Source organism: Pseudomonas sp. GV047 (assembly GCF_003058245.1).
GTDB classification, from domain to species: domain Bacteria; phylum Pseudomonadota; class Gammaproteobacteria; order Pseudomonadales; family Pseudomonadaceae; genus Aquipseudomonas; species Aquipseudomonas marginalis.
The window spans coordinates 70,730-93,631 of the sequence record NZ_QCWA01000017.1 but is presented as its reverse complement, the minus strand read 5'-3'; the positions used below and the strand labels follow the sequence as shown (position 1 = coordinate 93,631).

The 22,902-nt window shown below is 62.7% G+C and carries 18 protein-coding genes; 5 read left to right on the top strand and 13 right to left on the bottom strand.

Annotated features, from left to right (window positions below):
* Positions 1 to 348: 348 nt before the first annotated feature.
* Complete coding sequence (mrdA, locus tag C8K58_RS29575) at positions 349 to 2,241, top strand: penicillin-binding protein 2 (RefSeq protein ID WP_027603090.1); 1,893 nt, start codon at positions 349 to 351, stop codon at positions 2,239 to 2,241.
* 1 nt (position 2,242) lies between these two features.
* On the opposite strand, the gene C8K58_RS29570 is transcribed toward mrdA, so the two are convergent.
* Positions 2,243 to 2,644, bottom strand: a complete 402-nt coding sequence (locus C8K58_RS29570) for a GFA family protein (RefSeq protein ID WP_108574802.1) — start codon at positions 2,642 to 2,644, stop codon at positions 2,243 to 2,245.
* A gap of 99 nt (positions 2,645 to 2,743) precedes the next feature.
* On the opposite strand from C8K58_RS29570, the gene C8K58_RS29565 reads away from it, so the two are divergent.
* The 4 genes from C8K58_RS29565 (at position 2,744) to C8K58_RS29550 (ending at position 7,111) form a co-directional block, all read left to right on the top strand.
* Entirely contained in the window at positions 2,744 to 3,211 is a 468-nt protein-coding gene (locus C8K58_RS29565) for an SRPBCC family protein (RefSeq protein WP_108574801.1), read from the top strand.
* 138 nt (positions 3,212 to 3,349) lie between these two features.
* Positions 3,350 to 5,707, top strand: a complete 2,358-nt coding sequence (locus C8K58_RS29560) for a DNA polymerase II (RefSeq protein WP_092359568.1) — start codon at positions 3,350 to 3,352, stop codon at positions 5,705 to 5,707.
* A gap of 31 nt (positions 5,708 to 5,738) precedes the next feature.
* A complete protein-coding gene (locus C8K58_RS29555; protein WP_092359571.1) occupies positions 5,739 to 6,371 on the top strand; it encodes a glutathione S-transferase N-terminal domain-containing protein in 633 nt (210 codons plus the stop codon).
* A gap of 164 nt (positions 6,372 to 6,535) precedes the next feature.
* Complete coding sequence (locus C8K58_RS29550; protein WP_027603094.1) at positions 6,536 to 7,111, top strand: DUF4174 domain-containing protein; 576 nt, start codon at positions 6,536 to 6,538, stop codon at positions 7,109 to 7,111.
* A gap of 36 nt (positions 7,112 to 7,147) precedes the next feature.
* Here the strand turns inward: C8K58_RS29550 and C8K58_RS29545 are convergent, their stop codons facing one another.
* From C8K58_RS29545 to C8K58_RS29490, 12 genes are read right to left on the bottom strand one after another with little or no spacing between them, the layout of a single operon-like run.
* Positions 7,148 to 8,182, bottom strand: a complete 1,035-nt coding sequence (locus C8K58_RS29545) for an acyltransferase family protein (protein WP_108574800.1) — start codon at positions 8,180 to 8,182, stop codon at positions 7,148 to 7,150.
* Between the two features lie 22 nt (positions 8,183 to 8,204).
* Positions 8,205 to 9,614 (bottom strand): lipid II flippase MurJ, encoded by a 1,410-nt coding sequence (locus C8K58_RS29540; RefSeq protein WP_092359577.1) that lies wholly within the window; start codon positions 9,612 to 9,614, stop codon positions 8,205 to 8,207.
* Positions 9,614 to 11,041 carry an O-antigen ligase gene (locus tag C8K58_RS29535; RefSeq protein WP_027603097.1) on the bottom strand — a complete coding sequence of 476 codons (1,428 nt, stop codon included), beginning with the start codon at positions 11,039 to 11,041 and terminating at the stop codon, positions 9,614 to 9,616. The genes C8K58_RS29540 and C8K58_RS29535 overlap by 1 nt, the downstream gene beginning before the upstream one ends.
* 2 nt (positions 11,042 to 11,043) lie before the next feature.
* Positions 11,044 to 12,147: a glycosyltransferase family 1 protein gene (locus tag C8K58_RS29530; protein WP_098479967.1), complete on the bottom strand. Its 1,104-nt coding sequence runs from the start codon at positions 12,145 to 12,147 to the stop codon at positions 11,044 to 11,046.
* Entirely contained in the window at positions 12,138 to 13,355 is a 1,218-nt protein-coding gene (locus C8K58_RS29525) for a glycosyltransferase family 4 protein (RefSeq protein ID WP_108574799.1), read from the bottom strand. Before C8K58_RS29525 ends, C8K58_RS29530 begins: the two co-directional genes overlap by 10 nt.
* 8 nt (positions 13,356 to 13,363) lie before the next feature.
* Positions 13,364 to 14,692 carry a cellulase family glycosylhydrolase gene (locus C8K58_RS29520; protein ID WP_108574798.1) on the bottom strand — a complete coding sequence of 443 codons (1,329 nt, stop codon included), beginning with the start codon at positions 14,690 to 14,692 and terminating at the stop codon, positions 13,364 to 13,366.
* Positions 14,682 to 15,872 (bottom strand): glycosyltransferase, encoded by a 1,191-nt coding sequence (locus C8K58_RS29515; protein WP_108574797.1) that lies wholly within the window; start codon positions 15,870 to 15,872, stop codon positions 14,682 to 14,684. The genes C8K58_RS29520 and C8K58_RS29515 overlap by 11 nt, the downstream gene beginning before the upstream one ends.
* Positions 15,872 to 17,863, bottom strand: coding sequence for an exopolysaccharide transport family protein (locus C8K58_RS29510; protein ID WP_027603102.1), 1,992 nt, complete (start codon positions 17,861 to 17,863; stop codon positions 15,872 to 15,874). Before C8K58_RS29510 ends, C8K58_RS29515 begins: the two co-directional genes overlap by 1 nt.
* Before the next feature lie 14 nt (positions 17,864 to 17,877).
* Complete coding sequence (locus C8K58_RS29505) at positions 17,878 to 18,654, bottom strand: polysaccharide biosynthesis/export family protein (RefSeq protein WP_027603103.1); 777 nt, start codon at positions 18,652 to 18,654, stop codon at positions 17,878 to 17,880.
* A gap of 29 nt (positions 18,655 to 18,683) precedes the next feature.
* Positions 18,684 to 19,595, bottom strand: a complete 912-nt coding sequence (locus tag C8K58_RS29500) for a glycosyltransferase family 2 protein (protein ID WP_027603104.1) — start codon at positions 19,593 to 19,595, stop codon at positions 18,684 to 18,686.
* Position 19,596: 1 nt separating this feature from the next.
* Positions 19,597 to 21,057 carry a mannose-1-phosphate guanylyltransferase/mannose-6-phosphate isomerase gene (locus tag C8K58_RS29495; protein WP_108574796.1) on the bottom strand — a complete coding sequence of 487 codons (1,461 nt, stop codon included), beginning with the start codon at positions 21,055 to 21,057 and terminating at the stop codon, positions 19,597 to 19,599.
* Positions 21,057 to 22,496 carry an undecaprenyl-phosphate glucose phosphotransferase gene (locus C8K58_RS29490; protein ID WP_098479963.1) on the bottom strand — a complete coding sequence of 480 codons (1,440 nt, stop codon included), beginning with the start codon at positions 22,494 to 22,496 and terminating at the stop codon, positions 21,057 to 21,059. The genes C8K58_RS29495 and C8K58_RS29490 overlap by 1 nt, the downstream gene beginning before the upstream one ends.
* Positions 22,497 to 22,902 lie beyond the last annotated feature (406 nt).

The window sequence follows — 22,902 nt, the reverse complement described above, 5'->3', positions numbered from 1 at the left end:
CCCGAACTCAGCAGTGAAACGATGCATCGCCGATGGTAGTGTGGGGTTTCCCCATGTGAGAGTAGGTCATCGTCAAGATTAAATTCCGAAACCCCATTTGCGAGAGCAGATGGGGTTTTGTTTTGGGCGGTCGGAAAGTGGGTACGCCTAGGCGGATGAGCTGTTGATTATCTTCAAGGGCAGCTGCCGTATCACCGTACCCGTCGAGAGGGAACTCACTTCAGAGTGCCGTTGGGGAATTCAATGCAAAGTGTTTCTGCATTTTTGGTATGGTGCAGCACATTTCCCAAGGACTGATCTTTCATCGCAGGATGCGGCGTCGACCTTCTTCAACGAGATGCTGTAGAAATGCCTGAACCGATACCGATTAAAGATCACGAAAAAGAAAACCGCCTGGTCAACAAGCGCCTGCTCGCTTGTGCGTTGTTGGTGATAGGCATTACGTGTGCCCTGGTGGGGCGTATGTATTTCCTTCAAGTCGTACAGTTCGACTACCACTCCACGATTTCTGAAAACAACCGCGTCCATGTGCTGCCCATCACTCCGACGCGCGGCCTTATCTATGACCGTAATGGCGTGGTGCTGGCTGATAATCGACCCAGCTACAACCTGACCATCACCCGCGAGCGCACCACTGACCTCAAGGGCGAGCTCGACGCCATCGTCAACTTGCTGCACCTGCCTGTCGAAGACCGAGCACTGTTCGACAAGGCTCTGAAGCAGGCACGCCACCCATTCGTCCCCGTGACGTTGTTTTACGAGTTGACCGAAGAGCAAATTGCATTGCTGGCGGTAAATGAGTTCCGCCTGCCAGGAGTAGATGTAGAGCCGCAATTCGTCCGTCACTACCCGCTGGGCGCGCACTTTGCCCACTCCATCGGTTATGTGGGGCGGATCAATGAGAAAGAATCCAAAGCCCTCGACTCGGTGGAGTACCGTGGCACGCAGTCCATCGGCAAAACCGGTATCGAGCGTTTCTACGAGTCCGAACTGCATGGTCATGTCGGCTACGAAGAGGTTGAGACCAATGCCCAGGGCCGCGTACTCCGTGTGCTCAAGCACACCGACCCGATCCCTGGCAAAAATATCGTCCTGAGCCTCGATGTGAAGCTCCAGGAGGCTGCGGAAGAGGCCCTGGGTGATCGCCGTGGCTCGGTGGTTGCCCTCGATCCGCAAACCGGTGAAGTGCTGGCCATGGTCAGCAAGCCGAGTTTTGACCCGAACCTGTTCGTCACCGGCATCAGTTTCAAGGAATATGCCGCCCTGCACGACTCCATTGACCGGCCGCTCTTCAACCGTGTCCTCCGGGGGCTCTATGCGCCAGGCTCGACCATCAAGCCGGAAGTGGCCATCGCTGGTCTCGACAGCGGTGTCGTCACCCCACAGACCCGTGTATTCGACCCCGGTTACTACCAGCTCCCCGACTTTGACCACAAATACCGCAACTGGAACCACAGTGGTGACGGCTGGGTAGACATGGACGCTGCCATCATGCGTTCCAACGACACTTACTTTTACGACCTAGCTCACAAGCTCGGCATTGACCGCCTGCATGACTACTTGGCCGAGTTCGGCCTGGGTCAGAAAGTCTCCCTGGACATGTTCGAAGAGTCCGCCGGCTTGATGCCATCCCAGGCATGGAAGCGCGCCACACGGCGCCAACCCTGGTTCCCAGGTGAAACCGTGATCCTCGGCATTGGCCAGGGTTACATGCAAGTCACTCCGCTGCAATTGGCCCAGGCCACGGCGTTGATCGCCAACAAAGGCGTGTGGAATCGCCCGCACCTGGCCAAGACGATCAATGGCGAGCCGCCGGTGGACCAGAACCCCATGCCCAACGTCGTCCTCAAGGATCCGCGTGATTGGGAGCAGGTCAATCACGGTATGCAGTTGGTGATGCATGACCCACGAGGTATCGCCCGGGCCGCCGCACAAGGGGCGCAATATCGCATTGCCGGCAAGAGCGGTACCGCGCAAGTGGTTGCGATCAAGCAAGGCGAGCGTTACAACCGCGAGAAGACACTGGAACGCCACCGTGACAACGCGTTGTTCGTTGGCTTCGCTCCGGCCGAACATCCGAAGATCGTGATTTCGGTGATGATCGAAAACGGTGAGGCCGGTGGTCGCGTCGCGGGTCCGGTGGTGCGGCAAATCATGGATGCCTGGCTACTCGACCAGGACGGTCACCTGAAGCCGCAATATGCGACGCCGGCAAAAGCGCCAGGTGACCCCCGCGTTTAAATCATGCCTTCCACTCGTCCCATTGCTCTATGCCTTCATGGGCAAGCCAGGGCACATCATGGGCCGTCCAGATGTGCGAGGTGGGCCTGACGCCCGGATCATCGTCCAGCGTCGCCACCCGCACGATCACATGGGGCTGATGCCCACGTTCTGCTATCAGATGTGAGCCACAGCGCGAGCAGAAATGCCTGAGCTTGCCCGGCGAAGATTCAACGGACGCCAACAGCTCCTCTCCACGCGTCCAGCGAAAATGCTCGCGCGTTACGCCTGCAGTGGCGACAAACGGCGCCGCATGTATTTTGCGGCAGCTTGCGCAGTGGCAGTGGCTGATAGGCATGTCCAACTGGTCCACCTGATAGCGGACACCTTTGCAGAAGCAACTTCCATTCAATGGGTCAGTCATAAACGTATTGCCGGTTCAAGGACGGGGTCATCATGATTGCTTACAACCTGAGGTTGCGCATTATTTGGTGTCGCCTACTGTCAATGGAGGAGGTGACTTATGCACGTATTAGATCGCATTGAGCGAAAAGTTCTGCTGAACGCTTCACGTAAACAGGTCTGGGAAGCGCTCACCCATGCCGAGCAATTCGGTAATTGGTTTGGCATCGCCCTCAAGGGCAAAGCCTTTGTGGCAGGGGAAACCATAGAGGCGCCGATTACCTACCCAGGTTACGAACACGTGATCTGGAAAGCCAAAATCGAACGCATCCTGCCGCAAACGTTGTTCTCTTTCTGGTGGCACCCCTTCGCGGTAGAAAAGGGCGTCGACTACGACAAGGAAACCCCGACACTGGTGGAATTCACCATTGAGGATCGGGCGCCGGGCATTTTGCTGCGAGTGGTTGAATCCGGTTTCAACGCGGTGCCGGAGGCTCGTCGGCAAAAGGCCTTCAAGATGAACTCCCGTGGCTGGGACGATCAGATGGGCAATATCGAAAACTATTTGAGCAAAGCACGTCGGGCGTGAACTGGAGAAAGGGCACCATTGCGGTGCCCGCTTTCGCCGCCTTTAGAAGTCCACCGCTTGCGTGCGCGTTTACCTGCCGCGTTTGCGCAGATGCCGCGTAGAATCAACGCCTGAAAGCTATTCCAGAGGTGCGGTACGGTGGATTTACAGCAGGGTTTTGTCCTGACCCGGCATTGGCGCGACACCCCGGCGGGCACGGAGGTCAGTTTCTGGCTGGCCACAGACCAGGGGCCACGGTTTATCCGCCTACCCGTGCAGACCTCGGTGATGTTTATTCCCGAGGCCCATCGCAAGCCGCTGGATTGGTTGCTCAAAGGTGAACGCGATATCGAATTGCGCCCGCTGCAACTCTGCGATTTCCATCACCGCCCGGTCCTGGGCCTATACACGCGCCAGCACCGCCAGTTGATGGACGTGGAAAAACGCCTGCGCGCCGCCGGTGTCGATGTCTACGAAGCCGATGTGCGCCCGCCGGAACGCTACATGATGGAGCGTTTCATCACCGCTCCGGTCTGGTTCGGGGGTACACCGGATGCCGGCGGTGCCCTGTGCGATGCGCAGATGAAGCCCGCGCCCGACTACCGGCCGCCGCTCAAGCTGGTGTCCCTGGATATCGAGACCACCGCCCAGGGCGACCTCTATTCCATCGCCCTCGAAGGCTGCGGCGAACGCCAGGTGTACATGCTCGGCCCGCCGAACAAGACGGACGCGGTGGATTTCAAGCTCGACTACTGCGACACCCGCGCCCAACTGCTCGAATGCCTCAACCAATGGCTCGCCACCCATGACCCCGATGCAATCATCGGCTGGAATGTGGTGCAGTTCGACCTGCGCGTACTCCACGAACATGCCCAGCGCCTCAACGTGCCGTTGATGCTCGGTCGCGGCGATGAGCCCATGGCCTGGCGCGAACACGGCAGCCGCAACCATTACTTCGCCGCGGCCGCGGGGCGCCTGATTATCGACGGTATCGAAGCCTTGCGTTCGGCCACCTGGAGCTTCGAATCCTTCAGCCTGGAAAACGTCGCGCAAACCCTGCTCGGCGAGGGCAAGGATATCTCCACACCGTATCAACGCATGGACGAAATCAACCGCATGTTCGCCGAGGACAAGCCCGCCCTGGCGCGTTACAACCTCAAGGACTGCGAGCTGGTCACACGGATTTTCGAGAAGACCGAGCTGCTCAAGTTCCTGCTCGAGCGCGCCAGCGTCACCGGGTTGCCGGCCGACCGCAACGGCGGCTCGGTGGCGGCATTTACCCACCTGTACATGCCGCTGATGCACCGCCAGGGCTTCGTCGCGCCGAACCTGGGCGACAAACCGCCCCAGGCCAGCCCCGGCGGGTTTGTCATGGACTCGCGCCCCGGCCTCTACGAATCGGTGCTGGTGCTCGATTACAAAAGCCTCTACCCGTCGATCATCCGCAGCTTCCTGATTGACCCGGTGGGCCTGATCGAAGGCCTCAAGCACCCCGACGACAGCGACTCCGTCGAAGGCTTTCGCGGTGCACGCTTTTCTCGTACTCGGCACTGCCTGCCGGCCATCGTTGCGCGTGTCTCCGAAGGTCGCGAAGAGGCCAAGCGTGAGCACAACGCGCCGCTGTCCCAGGCGCTGAAAATCATCATGAATGCGTTCTACGGCGTACTCGGTTCCAGCGGTTGCCGCTTTTTCGATACACGCCTGGCTTCGTCGATCACGATGCGCGGCCACCAGATCATGCGCCAGACCCGCGAACTGGTTGAAGCCCAGGGGTATGAGGTGATCTACGGCGACACCGACTCCACCTTCGTGTGGCTCGGCAGCGCGCATTCCCAGGACGACGCCAGCCGTATCGGCCAGGCGCTGGTCAAGCACGTCAACACCTGGTGGCGTGAGCACCTGCACAGCGCGTTCGGCCTGCAAAGCGCCCTGGAGCTGCAATACGAAACCCACTTCAGCCGCTTCCTGATGCCGACCATTCGCGGCGCGGAGGAGGGCAGCAAGAAGCGCTACGCCGGCCTGGTGGTACATGCCGACGGCAGCGAAGAGATGATCTACAAAGGCCTGGAGACCGTACGCAGCGACTGGTCGCCCCTGGCCCGTCGGTTCCAGCAGGAACTCTACCAGCGCATCTTCCACCGCCAGCCCCATCAGGACTACATACGCGACTACGTGCGCCGGACCCTGAGCGGCGAGTTCGATGAACTGCTGATCTACCGCAAGCGTCTGCGCCGCCAATTGGACGACTACGAGCGCAACGTGCCGCCCCATGTACGCGCGGCGCGCCTGGCCGATGAATACAACGACCGCCTGGGGCGCCCGCGCCAGTACCAGCGCGGCGGCTGGATCCGCTATGTGATCAGCGTCAACGGCCCCGAACCGCTGGAAGTACGCCAGGCGCCGATTGATTACGACCACTACGTCACCCGGCAATTGCAACCGGTCGCAGATGCCATCCTGCCGTTCGTGAGTGACGATTTCAGCACCCTGGTCGGCGGGCAAATGGGCCTGTTCTAAAATTCTTGATTCATCCAATGGAGGAAAGGCTATGTACACACTCTATGGCATCGACGAATCCGGCTCCTGCATGATCGAAATCGCCCTGCACCGTTGCGCGGTACCCTGGCGACGGGTGGACGCCGCCTCCTGGGCCGACGGCGAGGGCAGCGACGAGCTTGCCCGTATCAACCCGCTCAAACAGGTGCCCACCCTGGTCACCCCCGATGGACAGGTGCTGACGGAAAGTGCCGCGATCCTGATCCACCTGGGCCTGGCGTTTCCCGATGCGCATCTGCTGGGCGGCGACCGTGACCAGATCATCCGCGGCCTGGTGTACATCGCGGCCAATTGTTATTCGGCGATCGGCATCATCGACTACCCGCAACGCTGGCTGGGCAACGCCGATGAGGCGGTGCTGGCGCAATTGGCCACGGGCACGCGCCGCTATCTGCACCAGGCCTGGGTGGTGTTTGCCGAACAGTTTGCCGGCCAGCTGTTCGCGCCCGACGGCGCACCGAATGCGCTGGGCATCATGGCGGCGGCGGTGTCGCGCTGGGATGAGGCGCGTGAGGCCTTGACTGCCCTGGCGCCAGGCTTTGCCCAGACCCTGGCGCAGGTGGATGCCGACCCGATCGTGGCGCCTGTCTTTGCCCGCCATTGGCCGGGCTGGAAGGTCTCGTAATGTTTGTGCAATCAAAGGAAACAATGCCGCATGTCGCCGCCAAGTCCTTGCGGAGCGGGCGTCCTGGCCTACGCTTTCTGAACGCGGTGTAGGAATCATCCTTGAATTTGACTGTCGCAGACATGAAACTCAAGAACCCTGCATGGAATTCAAAGGAGGTGCGCATGCTCATCCGGTCGCTGACCCTGGCTACCTTGATGGCTTTTACGGGGCCGCTGTTGGCTGCTGATGATATCAACCCGCTCAAGCAGGACCTGGGCAAAGCCCGGCCACTGGTGGTGGTGGAGCTTGATTCCGGCAACGACACACTGGCGACCCTCAAGAAACAACTGGACGAGCCTGCCACCAAGCAGTCCTTTGAAGAGCGCAGCATGGTGTTCTACACCGTGAAGTTCGGCAGCATCGGTGCCGAAGGGGAGAAGTTCGCCAAGGACCCCAAGGACAACAAGAAGCTCACGCCGCCTGAGACCAATGCGCTGATCCGCGCCCTCAAACTGGGCGCCGGCAGCGGCACCAAAGTGATCCTGGTGGGCAAGGATGGCGAGAAGAAAGTCGAGAAGACCGTGCCGCCGGATAGCCTCGACTTGAAAGAGTTTTTCAGCGCCATCGACCAGATGCCGATGGCCGAGAAAGAAACCGCCGCCGCCCCGGAACCCGAGCCCGTTGCACCGGCTCCGGCCAAGGGCGCCAAGCCGGCGAAACACGCCGGCAAGCCCGCCGCGCAACAACTGGATGACTGAACCTGATACCCGGTAGGAGCACGCTCGCTCCTACCGTTATCCGGCAGCCTTGCGCAGTGGAAATGGAAAGTAGAAAAACCGTAGGAACGCCACCCGCTTGATCACTTCCCCGATCAACAACGGCACCACCACCGCCACCACAAAGCCGATACAGGCCGCGACAAACGCGTGCAGCCCCAGACGCTCCATCAAATCGAATGTCTTGTGCTGGATCTCCCCATGGAAGATCAGCAGGATCAGGGTCGACTGGCCGATGTAGGTCATGACCCGGGTGATCAGGGCCGACGCCATCAGCACCCGCGCCAACGCCCAGCACAGGTACACCCCAATCACCGCCAGCAGGCTGGTCCACAGCCAGTGGTCGTAGCGACGCTGCGCCAGGTCCATGGTGTCACCCCGGTAGAGGAACACCGCCGCGAACAGCACCCCCGACACCAGCAGGGTCAAAAGGGAGCCCGCATGGGTACGCAGCCAGTCGCGCAGCAGGTAGCCGTAGACGAAACACGCGCTGCTGATCAGGGTGATATCCAGGCTGAAGGGCAAGCCGGGCAGCACCCAGGTTTGCCCGCCGAGAGTCACCGGCAGTTGCCAGAACCACGGCAGCATCCAGATGCCGATCAGCAGCGGCACCAGCATCACTGCACAGCTCACCGCCAGCGGCAGGCGCTGGATCAGCCGCAGCACCGCCCAACTGAACAGGATCGCCACCCAGAAGTGCGGCAAAAACCACAGCGCCTGCCACGGGATGGTGGCCACCGAGGCGTACAGCACGCCGCCGATATCCGGCAGCAGCGGTTGGCCGCGCAGCACATCGCGCACGATCACATACACCAGCATGGTGAAGAAAAACGGCTTGAGCAGGCCGTCGGCCTTACGCACCGCCATCTCGACAAACGGCTGTTCAGGTTTGAAAAACACCCCCGACAGAAAGAAGAACAACGGCAGTACGAACGACGCCAGGATCGGGTACATCAAGTCCGGCGATGTGGCGACAAACCAACTGTGGGCGTACACGATCACCAGGATGCCGATGCCCTTGGCGATATCCATTTGAATCCAGCGATTTTTCACCTGAGTGCTCCCGATCGATCATTCATGCCTTGCGCCACGGCTTGAGCCACAGCCCCATGCCGAGCAGCACCACGGCGCCGGCCAGGGTGCTCAGCCCCAGTTGCAGCCACACGCCCTCAATACCAAACAGCATCAGCGCCGCCAGCCCCATCAGCAGTGCACTGAGCAGCCAGTGCCGGGCCCAGGGCACGGCGTCGAGCAAGGCCTGGCGCTGCATCAGCAACAGTGCGGTGCAGAGCACGCCGGCCAGTGCGGCCAAGGGGATACCGGCCAGGCCGAACACCCAGGGCAGCGCTCCCAGCAACACCACGTTGACCAGGCTGCCGAGCAACTCGCAGCGCAGCGGCTCGCGCGTATCGCCGGCGGCGTAGGCATAGCGCGCGAGCAAGGCGTTCCAGGCGCCGAACACCAACGGCACGGCAAACCAGGCCAGCAGCAGCGGCAACGGCGAATCCGCCGATTGCCTGGGCAGCAGCAATGCCACCAGGCTCGGGGCTGCCGCCACCAGGCCGACACCGGCAGGCAGGGTCAACACGCTGGCGGTTTCCAGGCCGCGCTTGAGCAGGGCTAGGCGCTCATCGCCCTGACGGCGGCTCATCATGCCCAGCAGTACCTGGTTGAGACTCATCAGTGCAATCAGCGGCAGGTTCATCAGCTTGCGCGCCAGGTTGACCCAGGTCACCGCGCCTTCGCCCAGCAGCGATGCCACCAGCCGCTCGATCAGCGCCAACCCCTGGCTGGCGCCATTGCTCAGCAACAGCGGTCCGATGCGCTGGCCCAGCTCCCGCAAGGGTGCGACGCTCAGTTGCCAGCGCCATGGCCGCCAGCCTTGGCGCCACACCGACGGCAACAGCGCCAGCGGCATCAACAGGCTGCCGGCCAGGCAGGCCAGGGCCAGCGCGTGCGGTTGGCTGGTGGTGCCGGCGAGGGCGAGGTACGTCACCGGCGGCAGGTTGAACAGCAACGAGCCCAGCCCCGCGAGGACAAAACGTTCACCGGCCTGCAAGGGAATGCTGAACAGCCCATGCAACATCAAGCCCGGCACACACCAGGCGAGGATCTGCAGGTTGCTGCTGGCCAAGACTGTGGCGGTGTCGGCCAACCCCGGGCCGAGCACTTGCACCAGCCACGGTGCCAACAGCGTCAGCAGCAGGCTGATGACCAGCGCGATCAGCAGCAACGCCGGGAACAGCACCGCCAGCCACTCCAGGCGTTCGCCATGCTTGCGTTGCAGGTACAACGGCAGCGCGGCGGCGCTCAGCACACCGCCGGCCAACGACATGCGCAGCGCTTCCGGCAAAAACAGCGCGATCAGGAAGGCATCGCTGCGCTCTCCGGCGCCCCAGGCCGCCACCAGCAACCATTCACGGGCAAATCCCAGGCACAGGCCCACCAGGGTCGCCAGGGTCAGCCAGGCGGCGGAGCCGAGCATCAGGGCCGTGCCCCATCAGGCAGGTGTTTGCGGTAGGCCACGGTCTTCACCTGCGGCAGCCGCGCCGGAAACAACCGCCGCGCCTCCAGCACATTGATGCCCACCATCAGCCAGAACAACGCCACCATCACCACCGCAAAACTGAAGTAGTGGTCGAACAGGCCGCTGACCAGCGCCGACAGAATCCCGCCGGTGGTGCCCAGCCACAGGGCATTGTCCTTGGTCAGGCGGATCGGGCCTTTTTGCGGACGCGCCTCGCGCCACCAGCGCACGGTCACCGCCACAAAGAACAGCATGCCGACGATGCCGGTCTTGTAGATGAAGTTCAGCCACAGGTTGGAGATCCCCAGCAGGTGGGTGCCCGGTACCGGCGGGTCAACCTTGAAGCCGATCCCGAACGGATAAGACACCACCGCCTGCGGGAACATGCGGTACTCGTCGAACCGCACTTCGGTACTGGCGTTGTCCGACGAGAAAATCGTCGCCAGACGTTCCTGCAACGGTGGGTAGGCCATTACCAGTGCCACGGTCAGCGCCGCGCCGATCATCAGCAGGCGCCCGGTGTAGGGCACGCGGCGCGTAGCCATCCACACCAGCACCAACGCCAGGCTGACCATCGCGCCACGGCTGCTGGCCAACAGTAACGCCGCCGCGCCCAGGCAGGCGACGCCCAGGCCCAGCGCACGTTTCCAGCCCTGTTCGGTCACGCCGAAGCAGAAGGCCAGGGGCAGCAGCAATGCCATGATCCCGCCGATGGCATTCGGGTGCATCCACGGCGAACCCATGCGCGAAGACATGGCCTCCAGGCCGAATTTCAACATGTCGAAGTTGCCGTAGTTGAACAACGCCAGAATCGGCGCAATGCCGGCCCCGGAGCGCGTGCGCACGAACACCGCAATCGACAGCACCAGCATCGCCAGGCTGCCCAGCAACAGGGCGATCACCAAGGATTCACGCTGCTTGCGGTCCACCAGCAATCTGGCGCAGAGGAACACCGCCGACAGGCTCAGCAACCAGCGCAGCCAGTTGGCCACGCCGCTGCTGTCGGCGTGGACGGTGACCTGGCCGACGATAAACGGGAACACGCTGAACAGCATCAGCCACAGCAGCATCTGGTCGGTGGGGCGGCGGGTCAGGCTGGGCGTATCGGGCAGGCGGGCCAGGAAGTTGTGCCACAGCACCGCGCCCCAGGTCAGGGCCAGGATCGCTTCGCTGACGGTGCTGCGGATCCCCAGGTTGATAGTCGAGTACGGCATGAACGTGGCGATCATGGCGAACAGCAACAGCCCCCACAACGGAAAGCGCAGAATGGTCACCGCCCCCGCCAGGCCGACCACGGCCAGGAACGCCTTGGCCGGCGACAGCAACAGGGCGAGGGCGCCAAACAGCAGGCCGAAGAGGATCGCGACGAGGCTTGCCAGGTTCACTCTCACTGAAGTTCCTCGATCAGTTCGGCCAGGCGTTGGCGATAAGCATGATGGTTGAAACGTTGCGCCCACAGGCGCCGTTGCTCGGCGCAGTCTTCATCCGGCCGCGCGCCCAGGCTGAGCATCAATTGCACCAGCGCCGGGCCATCGGTGGGCGAAAACCGCGGGGCCGACGGCGGGGTGATTTCATCCAGCGAAGTGCCGCTGGCCACCGCCACCGGCGTACCGACGCTCAGGGCCTCGATCACCGGCAGGCCAAAGCCTTCGGCATAGGACGGCTGCCACAGGCGTGACGCCTGGCGGTACAGCCCCTGCAACTCGGCGTCCGACACGCCACTCAGGGCGCGAATCCCCGGCAATGTGCGCTGGGCTTCGGGCAAGTGTTCCAAACTGCCCACCAGCACCAACTCCGGCACCGAAGGGGATTGGCGCCGCGCCTGCTGCCAGGCGTCCACCAAAAACGGCACGTTCTTGCGCAACTCGCGGGTGCCCACCAGCAGCCAGTAGCGCTCGGGCAATTGATGCCGGCTCAGGTCCGCCACCAGCCCGGCAAAGCCATCGACCTGATTGGGCAGCACACGAATCTTGCCCACCGCCTTGGGAAACAGGCGTGCGGTTTCATCGGCGCTGTATTGCGACGGCGTCCACACGCGGTCGGCGCTGTGCACCGCGTAGGTAATCGACAGGCGATCGCTGGTCTTGTAGATCAGCGCCTTCAAGCGGTTGGCATGGTAGTTGTCCAGGGTGATCTGGAACAGGTCATGCAGCAGCACCACCGTGCGCAAACCCTTCGGCTTGGGCGGCAACGGCAGGCCCATGTTGAAGGTGCTGATGTACAGGTCGATACGCTCCTCGCGCAAGGCACGCGGCAGAAAACCGGACTCAAAGCGCAGACGATTCTGCGGCTGGTGCATGGCGGTCTTGGCACAGCCCCACGCCGGGCAGTGGGCCTGCAGGCGCGTTTCATCGCCCAGTGGCGCCACGGTAAACCGTTCAAGCTCAATGCCCGGCAAGGTGTGCAGGGCGCTTTCCAGTGCATACACCTGGCGGCTGATGCCCGATTGCGGCGAGGTGCCGACGGTGCGGTAATCCAGGCCTATACGCATGCGGGCTCCCTCTGGCTCAGCGGCACGAGGGTGGCGTACACCTGCTCCAATTGGCTGGCGGCGACGCTCCAGTCATGGGCGCGGCGTACGTAGGCGCGGCCCGCCTCACCCATGGGCGCGGCGGCTTCAGGGCATTGCAGCAGGCGCACCACGGCATCGGCCAGGTCGTCGGCGCTTTGCCCACCGAGGTAGTCGAGGCCTTCCACCAGGTCCAGCCCCGACACGCCTTGTTCGGTGCTGGCCAGCGGCAGGCCGGCGGCCAGGGCTTCGAGCACCTTGAGCTTGGAGCCGCCGCCGTGGCGCAACGGGGCCAGGAACACCGAACAGCTCGATTGCAGGTCCAGCAGGTCGGGTACGAAGCCTTGCCACTCGATACGCGGGTCTTTCCAGCGCTCGCGCCAGCTGCCGGGCATGCCGAAGCCGCACACGCTCATGCGCGCATCCGCACAGCGCGCCCAGACCTTGGGCAGGATTTCATCCAGGGCCCATTCGATGGCGTCCACGTTCGGCGCGTATTCATAGTTGCCGAGGAACAGCACGCGGCGTGTCGACGGGTCGGGATGGGCGGCGGCGAAGTGATCGCAGTCCACGCCATTGACCACCACCGGCACGGGTTTTCCGGCGATTTTCTCCAGGGTGTGCGCATCGCTTTGAGTGACCGCCACCACCTGCGCGGCCTGGCGCATCACCCGGCGTTCCCAGCGGGCATAGCGCCATTGATCGTAGCGAATGAACGGCAGCGACCAACGCGGCAAGCGGTCGTAGGTGGCCGCGCCCAGGGCCGATTCCACATTGTGTTCGGTCAGCACAAAGGGCTGTGATTTACGCGCCAGCGCATCCTCGTAAGGCTGGAAACTGTAGCTGTGCTCGATCTGCACCACGTCCCACTGCTCACCCAGCAACCAGTTGAAGGTGTCCTGCAACTCGCCCGCCAGCCCATTCACGCTGGCCAGCAGCGGGTAGGGTGCAAACAGCCCCGCCACCAGGGTCTTGAGGCTGCGCAACGGGCGGCGCGGCAGGATGATCAACTGTTCGACAAACGCTTCCAGCACCTGGCGGTCGGCAGGGGACACCGGATGCTTGTCATGCAGCAGCAAGGTGATCCGATGCCCCCGCGCCGCCAGGCTGCGCAGCAGGTGGAACTGGCGCGTCTTGCCGCCGCTGGTGGCGGGCCAGGGCGAGTAGGGCAGGATCCATAAAATGCGCATGGCGGGCCTCACTCCCATAACAGAATTTGCAGGTTCGGCTTGACCCTGACGGTCAGCCCGTGGGTGCCGCTCACCGGGGTTTGCGTACCGCGCAGCGGGTCATACAGGGTGGCGCTGGCCAGGTTGGGCAGGTGTGCGTTGCCGCCCTCGGCCGCCCAGAAGAACCATAGCTTGCGCCCGTCGACGCGGGTCCAGCCGATGCTGAACAGGCCGTCGGGCAACTGGTCGGCGCTGGGCGGATCGCCGGGGGTGAGCGTCGGACCGCTGACGTCGAGGAAATTTTTCAGCGCGGTGTAGACCGGCTTGGGGTTGGCGTCGATGTCGAGCAAGCCGTAAGACTGGTCCCGCACACTGGCGCGCTGGTCCAGATCACTGAGGGTAAACAGGAAGATCCGGTCGTAATCCAGCGCACTCATCAGCGCCAGGCGGCGCACCACGTAATCGGCCTGGGCCTGTGGGGTGATGATGTCCTGGGCGTCTTTGGGGCCGGTGTAGGTCGACCAGCCCCACTCGGTGCTCCACAGGGTCTGCACGCCGCCGTTGCGCAGGGCCTGGTTGAGCGTGGTGGTCCTGGCGATAAAGTCCAGGTTGGCCGGGTCGTTGCCTTCGGGCAATTGGGTATAAGGGTGGTACGAGACGACGGTATTGAGGCTGGCCACGCCCAGGGTGCCAAGGGCATCGAACATGCTCTGGCCGTTGGGCATTTCGCTGAAGAATGCCATGCCGGCGGCCACCACCGGTTTGCTCGGGTTCATTGCGCGCAACGCGGCGGCGGTGGTGGTCAGCAGTGCGGCGTAGCCGGCCGGGTCGGCCACCGGGCGCCAGAAGCCCAGCAGGTTCGGTTCGTTCCACACCTGCCAGGCGTTGACACTGGGATAGCGCTGGGCCAACAGCGCCATGCGGTTGGCGAACACGTTAGGATCTTTTGGCGGGTACTGGTCCTGATACGGCGCCCCCACCGGCGCAGTGGTGGCGAACGGCGCCGACCCCACCAGGTAGAACACCGACTTGAGCTGGTTGTCCTGCAGTTTGCCCACCAACTGATCCAGCGTCGCAACCTGGTACTGCCCTTCGACCGGCTCCAGCTGGTCCCAATGCAAATCCAGGCGTACCCACTCCAGGCCCAGCGCCTTGAGACGGTCGATCTGCTTCTGATAGCGCTCAGGGGCGAACCACAGGAACTGCGCGTTCACCCCGAGGAAATCCTTCCACACCACGGTTTTGTTGCCCTTGAGCACATGGCTCTCGGCATCGGCCTGGCGCCCCCACAAAAACGCGGTCAGGCCCAGGGCGGCGACCACAACCAGGGTGGCGACGTAGGTGCGTTTACGCGCCATGGTGGCTGCCCTCGATGGCTTGCTCAAACAGTGCCTTGAACTTTTGCGCGGTCAACGGCCATAAGCGCTCGCGGCCGATTTCGCCGGCGCGTTCGGCCCAGTCCCGGGCCAGCAGCGGCGTGCGCGCCAGGCGCAGCAGTTGCGCGCTGAGGGCATCCACATCGCCTTCGGGGTAGATGGCACCGTTGCCGCTGGCGACTTCCTCGGCAAACGCGCGAGCGTCGGAGGTAATTGCCCCACGCCCGCAGGCGGCAGCCCAGGACAGCGCGCCACTGGTACCGCGCTGGCGTCCGAGCAGGCCGAGTTTTTTCGATTCGCGATAGGGCAGTACCATCACATGGTGGGCCTGGATGGTCTGGGCAATCTCGTCGGCCGGCAGGTTCAGCTGCCAGTCGATGGCATCCGCCAGGCCGAGTTCGGCGATCTGGCGGTTCAACTGCTCCAGGTAGTTGCCGCCTGCGCCAAACGCCATTTCGGCGGCGGTGCCACCGGCCAGGGTCAGGCGCACACGCTCACGCAATTCGGGGGCCTGCTTGAATACGCCGGCCAGGGCCTCTAACAGGTCTTCGATGCCTTTACCCCGGTAGATAAACCCGAAGTACAGCAGGCGCAGCGTATCCAGGGGCGGCAACGGCGCCGATGCAATCGCCAGGTTGGCATGGTGGATCACCGCGACTTTCCCCGCCGGCAGTTGCATGCGTTGGCCCAGGCACTCGGCGCCCAGGCGGGTGAGGGTGATCAAGCGGGTCAAGCCGGCGGCGACCTGGCGCTCTTCACGCAAGGTCAGCGGATCGGCCAGCACCACTGCGGCCTGTGGCATCGGGCTGGGCAAGCGCTCCAGCAGGTTCAACGGGAATGGCAAGCGCTCGCGCCGCCAGACGATGCGTTCCGGATCGTGCACCGTGGCGGTCAAGGGCAGTGCCGGGTAGGCCTTGCGCAATTCGCGCAGGGCCAGGAACTCCCCCAGCCGTCCGCCGCCCAGCTCGGCGTGGACCAGGTCCACGCTGTGCCAGTCGAAACCACCGATGGCCTGTTTGATCGCCTCGCTGTTGCCCGCCACCCCGGCCAACGGCGTCAGCACCGTCACCTCCAGTTGTTCCAGTGCCCTGCGGAAATGGTTCGCGTAGTCGGCGATGCCATTTTTCTCCGGCGGCAACGGGGCGAGCAGGGCGACGCGCATCAGAATGCCCCTCGGTACTTGGCGATGGTTTTCAGCACCTTGGCCGGCACTTCGAATTTGCGCCGGTTGATGATGATGCCGTCGACCTTGCCGAACGCGGTGTTGAGGATCGACAGCGCGTGCTCCACCACCGGCACCGTGCTCTTCTGCGCTTCCACCACCAGCCCGATCAGGTCGGCCCGACGCAGGTTGATAAACGCATCGCGGTTATCCAGCAGCGCCGAGGCGTCCAGCAGCACCACTTCACCTGGCGCCGCCGGTTCGGCGCCGCCCACACGCACGTTAATACCGTTTTCCTGCAGCAACTGACGCAGTTGTTCCACCACAAAGGTCACCCCTTCGCCGTGACGTGCCGAGGTCAGCCCCAGGGTCAGGCCCTGCTCGGCGATGCGCTCCAACTGCAGCAACCCGTACAGCCGGTAGATGCTCGCATTGAACGCGTTGGTGCTTTGGGCGGTGCTGGTGTCCAGCTCGGGCAAGGTGGTCCACAGCGGCAGGCCGAACTTGCGTTCCGCCAGGCCGCCATCGTGGATGCGCTGGTCGAGCAGGTAGCACAGGTAAATCACCAGCAGGCCGACGACGACGGCGAATGGGACCGCCAGCACCAGCATCACCAGGGTTTTGGGGAAGATGCGGCCGGGGTTCAGGGTGGCCTCTTCGATCACCGCGATGTTGCTGATCTGGCTGTTATCCAGTTCACGGTCGATGCGTGATTTCTCCAGGTTGTCCACATACAGCGCGTAGTTGCGTTCGGCGGCGCCCAGCTCCCGGGCGAGGCGTGTCAGTTCCGGTTCGATCTCCAGGGCTTGCTTGCGCTGGGCTTCGAGGTTGGCCAGTTGTTTCTGTTGTTGAGTCAGTTGGGTACGCAGCGCGAGGTTGTTGCTCGACTCATCCAGCAGTACTCGCTGCAAGTGGATTTCCAGGGTATTGGGCGCGCGGTTTTCCGAGCTTTGCACGGTGTTGCTTTCACTCGCGACATGGGCCTGCATTGCGCGGATCGACGCATCCAGGGCTTTGACCGGCGGCGCGTTGTCCGTGTAGGTGCGCATCATGTCGGCCTTTTCCAGCAGCTTCTGGTTCAGCAGGCGGCGCAGGTCCTGCTGCTGGGGGTTCAGTGCGATCTGGCGCACCGTGGTGACTTCCTTGGGCTGGCTCTTGAGCTGGGTGCGGGTGCTCTGTATAGCGCTGTCGGAGGAGGCGATCAGGCGCGTGGTGTTGAACGTTTCGCCCCGCAGTACGTTGATGCGCTCGGACAAGTCTTCCAGGCGATCAGTGATGCTCGCCGCGCCGATCTGGTTCAGGTGCGTGAGGATCTGCTGCTTGTAGCTCTGGATCTCGGTGGCGCTGGTGGCGACCTGGCCTTCATAGAAGACGTACAGGCTCTTGCGCCCCAGGGCCTGGGTGCGTTCGTTGACATAGGTCTCGACCCAATCCTTGACCACCGCCTGGGCTATCTCCGGGTCGCCCCAGGTAAAGTTGATGTCCATGACCGTGGAGCCGGCCGCGTGGCTCACTTCGAAGTTCTTTTCCAGGCCCGCCGCCAGGCGTTCCACCGGCGTGGTTTTTTCCACCACGCCGACAGTTTCCAGTACCACGCGGATGCCATCGAACACCGCACCTACGCCACTCTTGACGTAATACTTGGTGCGCTTCCAGAAGCCTTCCGGTGGCGGTGCGTTACTGATCACCTCCAGGTAGTGCTCGGCCACCGCCCGCACAATCGGGCGCCCGGTGAGCAGACGCTCCTCGTCGACAATCGGGTCGCGCTGGGTGCTGGGCATCACCAGCGCCTGGCGGTTGCTGATCTCGATGGGCAAGGTCGAATCACGCCCCGGCTTGACCAGCAGGCGCGCCGTGGATTCGTACTTGGCCGGCAGCAGGAAAGCCCCCAGCAGAATGATCACCAGTGCCGCAATGGCGGCCAGTTTGAACTCGTGGCGGAAGATGAAGAACAGGCGTAGCAGATCACGAAAAGAACGGATCTCGATCATGGGATGTCGCTCCTTTAATTACTGCCGCCGCTGGTGCGCGTGTAGTTGTAGCCGACCCCGATGGATTTGGTGAACGGGATCAGTTGGTTCATGTAGGTGTCCACGCCCTGGATGCGCTCGCCGACGTTGGACTTGGGCACGAACACCACGTCGCCGCGTTGCAGGCGCACCGGCTTGCGTCCGTTGGCGCCGGTCTTGAGGAGCTGGCTGAAGTCCAGGAAGTAAGCACGATAGGCGCCCTGGGCATCTTCGCGCAGCAGCGCAACCATGCTCGCGTTGCCCGCCGGGCTGACCCCGCCGGCGCCGACAATCGCCTGCTCCAGGGTATTGGCCGTGGCGATCTGCACCGCCGTGGGGTTATTCACCGCACCACCGACGATCACCGAGTTGCTCGGCGCCTGGTTGATGTTCACCGTCACCCGGGGTTCGCGGTAGGTCGCCGCGAGCTCGTGGGTCAGTTGGGTGGCCAGCTCCGATGGCTGGCGCCCGGCAACCTGGATCGGCCCCAGGAACGGGTAGTTGATCTTGCCGTCGGTCTGCACCGTGTACAGCGTCAGCTCGTAGATGGTGCTGACGTTGAACGCCGACAGCGTCGGCATCTCGCCGGCATCGCGGACGATGCGCAACTGGTCGCCGATACGGATGCGTTCCACCGCCGGTGGCAGCTGGGCCAGTTGGTCGAGGGCGCGCTTGCCGTCCTCGACGGTCTTGCTGTCCGGTGGCTCGATACGCGCCGGGGTGTTGCAGGCGGCCAGGGCCAGCATGGCCAGGGCGAGCACGCTTCGCTTCATCAAGGGGGACTTCCTGTGGGTCATGCTGCTCACCTCCAATAACCGGGAAACATGCTGATGCGCCGCTTGAGGGCGAGCGGCAGGCGGCGTTCAAGATGGCCCAGGCGGTAACCGAGCAGTTTGAACGCACTGCGCACCAGCACCTCGGGCGCGCGGTGCAAGGCGCCGGCTTTGCGCAGCGCCGCGAGTTCGGCCAGCACATAGCGTTTGCCCTCGCCACCCGCGTCGCCAAAGGCCTGCTTGATCCACGGCTCGCGGCCGTAGAACACGCCAATGTCGAAGTAGCGGTGAAACTCGTCCATGAGTTTGTAATCGTGGGAGTGATGCACCAGCGCGGTGGCGGCATAGCGCACCTTGTAGCCGTCGAGCAGCATGCGTGCGGCCACAAAGGCGTCTTCGCTGCCGATCACGTCGGCAGGGAAGCCACCAACGGCCTGCAACACACTGCGCCGGTACACCGAAAACGAGTCGGAGCTGAAGCAGGTCTTGATCCCAAGCTCCGGTGCATCGGCCAGGCTTTTGCTGCGGCTGTGTTCCGGGTAGTTGAAGTGCCGCGATTGCGCGCCCAGCAAGCCCGCATCGGGGTGGGGCAATTGCCGCCCGTAGGCGACGCCGTTGAGCGGGTCCTGCTGCAATTCATCGAGCAGATTGGCAAAGGTCTCGGGCGTTGCCGGGATGGCGTCCTGGGTCATCACGATCAGCGCGTCGCCACCCACCTGTTCGCTGGCCCAGCGGCGGGTGCCGCCGTGGTTGAAGTCACGGGCGTCGATCACCTCGACCCGCGCGCCGAACGCTCGAAAGCGCGCCACGGTGTCATCGCTGGAGGCGCTGTCCACCACCAGCATCTCGTCAGGTTGCAGGGTTTGCATCTTCAGCGCAGGCAGCAGGCGTGCCAGGTGGCTGGAGGCGTTACGGGTGGGGATGATCAATGAAGTACGCATGTCATTTCTTCGCCTCGGCAGGCGCGCGGCCGTAGATGTCGTCGAAGCGCACGATGTCGTCTTCGCCCAGGTACTCGCCGCTCTGCACTTCGATCATCACCAGGTCGATGATGCCGGGGTTGGTCAGCCGGTGTTTGTGCCCGGCGGGAATGTAGGTGGACTCGTTGGCGTTGATCAGGAACTCGCGGTCGCCATTGGTGATCTGTGCCGCGCCGCTGACCACCACCCAGTGTTCGCTGCGGTGGTGGTGCATCTGCAACGACAGCGAGGCCAGGGGCTTGACCACGATGCGCTTGATCTTGAAACGGCTGCTTTCCTCCAGCACGGTGTAGGTGCCCCACGGCCGGGTCACCGTGCGGTGCAGGCTGTACGCCGGATGGTTCTGGCGCTTGAGCTCGGCGACGATATGGCGCACATCCTGGCTGCGGTGGGCGTCGGCGATCAGCAGCGCGTCGGGGGTGTCGACGATGATCAGGTCGCGCACCCCCACGGCGCCCAGCACGCGCTTGGGCGAGTCGATGTAGCAGTTGTGCACGTCATGCAAAATCGCTTCGCCATTGATCTGGTTGCCATGGGCATCGCTGGGGGTGAGCTGGCGCAGCGCTTCCCAGGACCCGATGTCGCTCCAGCCAATGTCACAGGGCACCACGGCCACTTGCCGGGACTTTTCCATCAAGGCCACATCGATGGAAATATCCGGCGCACTGCCGAACGCATCCGCATCCAGTTCACGTTGGCGCGAGGTTGTGTTCTGCAGGCTCTGGCTGTGCTCCAGCGCGGCGCGTGCGGCCTCCAGCACGTCGGGTGCATGGGTGGCGAGCTCATCCACCAGGGTGCTGGCCTTGAAGCAGAACATGCCGGCGTTCCACAGGTGCTTGCCGCCGTCCAGGTAGGCCTGGGCGGTGGCCAGGTCGGGTTTCTCGACGAAGCGTTTGACCCGGTAGCCCTGGCTCAGCGCCTCGCCTTGCTCGATATAGCCAAAACCGGTTTCCGCGTGGTCGGGCTGGATGCCGAACGTCACCAGGTAGCCGGCTTCGGCCAGGTCGCGGGCCTGGGTCACGGCCTCGGCGAACGCCACTTCATTGAGGATCAGATGGTCGGCGGGCATCACCAGTAACTGTGCGTCGCCGCCGAAATGCTCCTGCACATGCAGGGCCGCCACGGCGATGGCCGCCGCCGTGTTGCGACCGAACGGTTCCAGCAGCAGGTCCAGGGGCAGGCGGGCGTTGTTCACTCCGCGGTAGTCATCGAGGGTACGAAACAACAGGTCGCGGTTGGTCACCGTGAGCACGCTTTCCACGCCGGGCAGTTTGGCCGCGCGCAGGAAGGTTTTTTGCAGCAGGCTCTGGCCATCGCGCATGCGCATGAACGGCTTGGGCATGTTCTGCCGCGACACCGGCCACAGTCGAGTGCCCGAACCACCGGAAACGATGCAGGGAATTAATCCGTTGAGGGTCTTCATCAATAGACTTCCTTGGTGGAAAGGACGGCCGGGACCGTCATGAAAACGATGTACAGGTCAAACCACACCGACCACTTGGAGATGTACTCCAGGTCGTACTCGACACGTTTCTGGATCTTGAACAGGGTGTCGGTCTCACCCCGGTAACCGTTGATCTGCGCCCAGCCGGTAATCCCCGGTTTTACGCGGTGGCGCGAGCTGTACTCGCTCACCGCCACTTCGAAGGGTATGCCGGCGGCTTTGGTCGCCGTGGCATGGGGGCGCGGGCCGACCATGGACATGTTGCCCAGCAGCACGTTGAACAATTGCGGCAGCTCGTCGATGCTGGTCTTGCGGATGATGCGTCCCACCCGGGTGATGCGCGGGTCCTGGCGGGTGGTCTGGCGTTCGGCGGTGAAGTCGCTCTGGTCGGTGTACATCGAGCGGAACTTGAACACGCGGATTTCGTTGTCGTTGTAGCCAAAGCGGTTCTGGCGAAACAGGATCGGCCCTTTGGAGTCGAGCTTGATCGCAATCGCCGTCGCGACCATCACAGGGGACAGCGCCACCAGGGCCAGGCTGGCCAGCAGCACATCCTCCAGGCGCTTGATCACCGGCGACCAGCCACGCAACGGCAATTGCGAGGTGTTGAACATCAGGATCCCGCCCACATCGGTGATGCGGCTATGGCCGTAGCGCAGGGCGGCCATGTCGGGCACCAGCATCACGTTGACCGACATCTGCCGCAGGCGATTGACCAGCCCGTGGATGCGCTGCTCGGCGGCCCAGGGCAGGCAGATCATCACTTGGTTGACCTGCTCGGCGCGGATGAGTTTTTCCAGCTCACGGGTGTTGCCCAGCAGGGGCAGGTTGCTCAATTCCTTGGGGATCCGCTCGGTGCGATCGTCGATAAAGCCGATCAGGCCGGAGCGGATATCACCGTTGCGTTGCAGGTGGTCGGCGACGTGCATGGCGGTGTCGGTAAAGCCCAGGATCACCGTACGTTGCAGGTATTTGCCCTTGCGCATCAGGCTGCGGTACAGGCGCAGCATCAGCAGGCGCTCAAGGCAGAACAACCCGAGGCTGGCGACGTACCAGGCCACCAGGTTACGCGGGGTCAATTGCGGGAAAAACTGCAGGATCTGGTACATGAACAACAGGATGCAAAACGCCGCCGACCATGCCTTCACCTTGGTTTTCAGGCGCAGTCGGTTGCTGAACAGTTCTTCGGAATAGATGCCCAGGGCCTGGAACAGAATGATCGTCAGGACCGCGAAAAATACCAGCAGGCCGAGGAAGTGCCCGCGCAGTTCGGGGTCCATCGGGTCGATGAACATCACCAGGATCAGCGGGGGCAAAATGGCACTCAGGCCATGTATGAACTTGACGAAAACAACAAAGAACTCAACAAAACCGGCGCGCGTTAAAAACAGGCTGTCGACGGACGACTTCTCTCGCATAAAACATCCCTCATTGCACGCCAGAGCTATTGTTTGGATGTTTGTTCAATAAAGCAGCGAACTGCTTTAGAGAGCACTTCCAACTACGGCTACTCTGGGTAATACGCAACTATCAATTCAAATGCAGCTATCCATTTGAAGGGAATTTGCGGGGGTAGTGACTACAGGAGTGTTACCTTAATCAATCTGTCAATTAATTGACTGTGGTGCGGAGATGGCAGGGCAGACAGGTTTACCAGTATTTTGTTCGGCATTTTATTGACATTCCTTGTCCGGGTACGCGGTGATTGGGTGTGTTTTTGAGTGTAGAAACAAATGCAGGATTTTTCCTGCATAAAGGAAAAACCTTTTTTCAAAGGCGGTAGGAAGGGGGGACAAAGAGGGGTTGGCAGGGCGCACGAAGTGC

Excerpts from the sequence above, each read along its gene's own strand:
- mrdA (WP_027603090.1), top strand. The coding sequence starts at position 349 with ATGCCTGAACCGATACCGATTAAAGATCACGAAAAAGAAAACCGCCTG.
- C8K58_RS29570 (WP_108574802.1), bottom strand. The coding sequence starts at position 2,644 with ATGACTGACCCATTGAATGGAAGTTGCTTCTGCAAAGGTGTCCGCTAT.
- C8K58_RS29565 (WP_108574801.1), top strand. The coding sequence starts at position 2,744 with ATGCACGTATTAGATCGCATTGAGCGAAAAGTTCTGCTGAACGCTTCA.
- C8K58_RS29555 (WP_092359571.1), top strand. The coding sequence starts at position 5,739 with ATGTACACACTCTATGGCATCGACGAATCCGGCTCCTGCATGATCGAA.
- C8K58_RS29550 (WP_027603094.1), top strand. The coding sequence starts at position 6,536 with ATGCTCATCCGGTCGCTGACCCTGGCTACCTTGATGGCTTTTACGGGG.
- C8K58_RS29540 (WP_092359577.1), bottom strand. The coding sequence starts at position 9,614 with ATGCTCGGCTCCGCCGCCTGGCTGACCCTGGCGACCCTGGTGGGCCTG.
- C8K58_RS29530 (WP_098479967.1), bottom strand. The coding sequence starts at position 12,147 with ATGCGTATAGGCCTGGATTACCGCACCGTCGGCACCTCGCCGCAATCG.
- C8K58_RS29525 (WP_108574799.1), bottom strand. The coding sequence starts at position 13,355 with ATGCGCATTTTATGGATCCTGCCCTACTCGCCCTGGCCCGCCACCAGC.
- C8K58_RS29520 (WP_108574798.1), bottom strand. The coding sequence starts at position 14,692 with ATGGCGCGTAAACGCACCTACGTCGCCACCCTGGTTGTGGTCGCCGCC.
- C8K58_RS29515 (WP_108574797.1), bottom strand. The coding sequence starts at position 15,872 with ATGCGCGTCGCCCTGCTCGCCCCGTTGCCGCCGGAGAAAAATGGCATC.
- C8K58_RS29510 (WP_027603102.1), bottom strand. The coding sequence starts at position 17,863 with ATGATCGAGATCCGTTCTTTTCGTGATCTGCTACGCCTGTTCTTCATC.
- C8K58_RS29505 (WP_027603103.1), bottom strand. The coding sequence starts at position 18,654 with ATGAAGCGAAGCGTGCTCGCCCTGGCCATGCTGGCCCTGGCCGCCTGC.
- C8K58_RS29500 (WP_027603104.1), bottom strand. The coding sequence starts at position 19,595 with ATGCGTACTTCATTGATCATCCCCACCCGTAACGCCTCCAGCCACCTG.
- C8K58_RS29495 (WP_108574796.1), bottom strand. The coding sequence starts at position 21,057 with ATGAAGACCCTCAACGGATTAATTCCCTGCATCGTTTCCGGTGGTTCG.
- C8K58_RS29490 (WP_098479963.1), bottom strand. The coding sequence starts at position 22,496 with ATGCGAGAGAAGTCGTCCGTCGACAGCCTGTTTTTAACGCGCGCCGGT.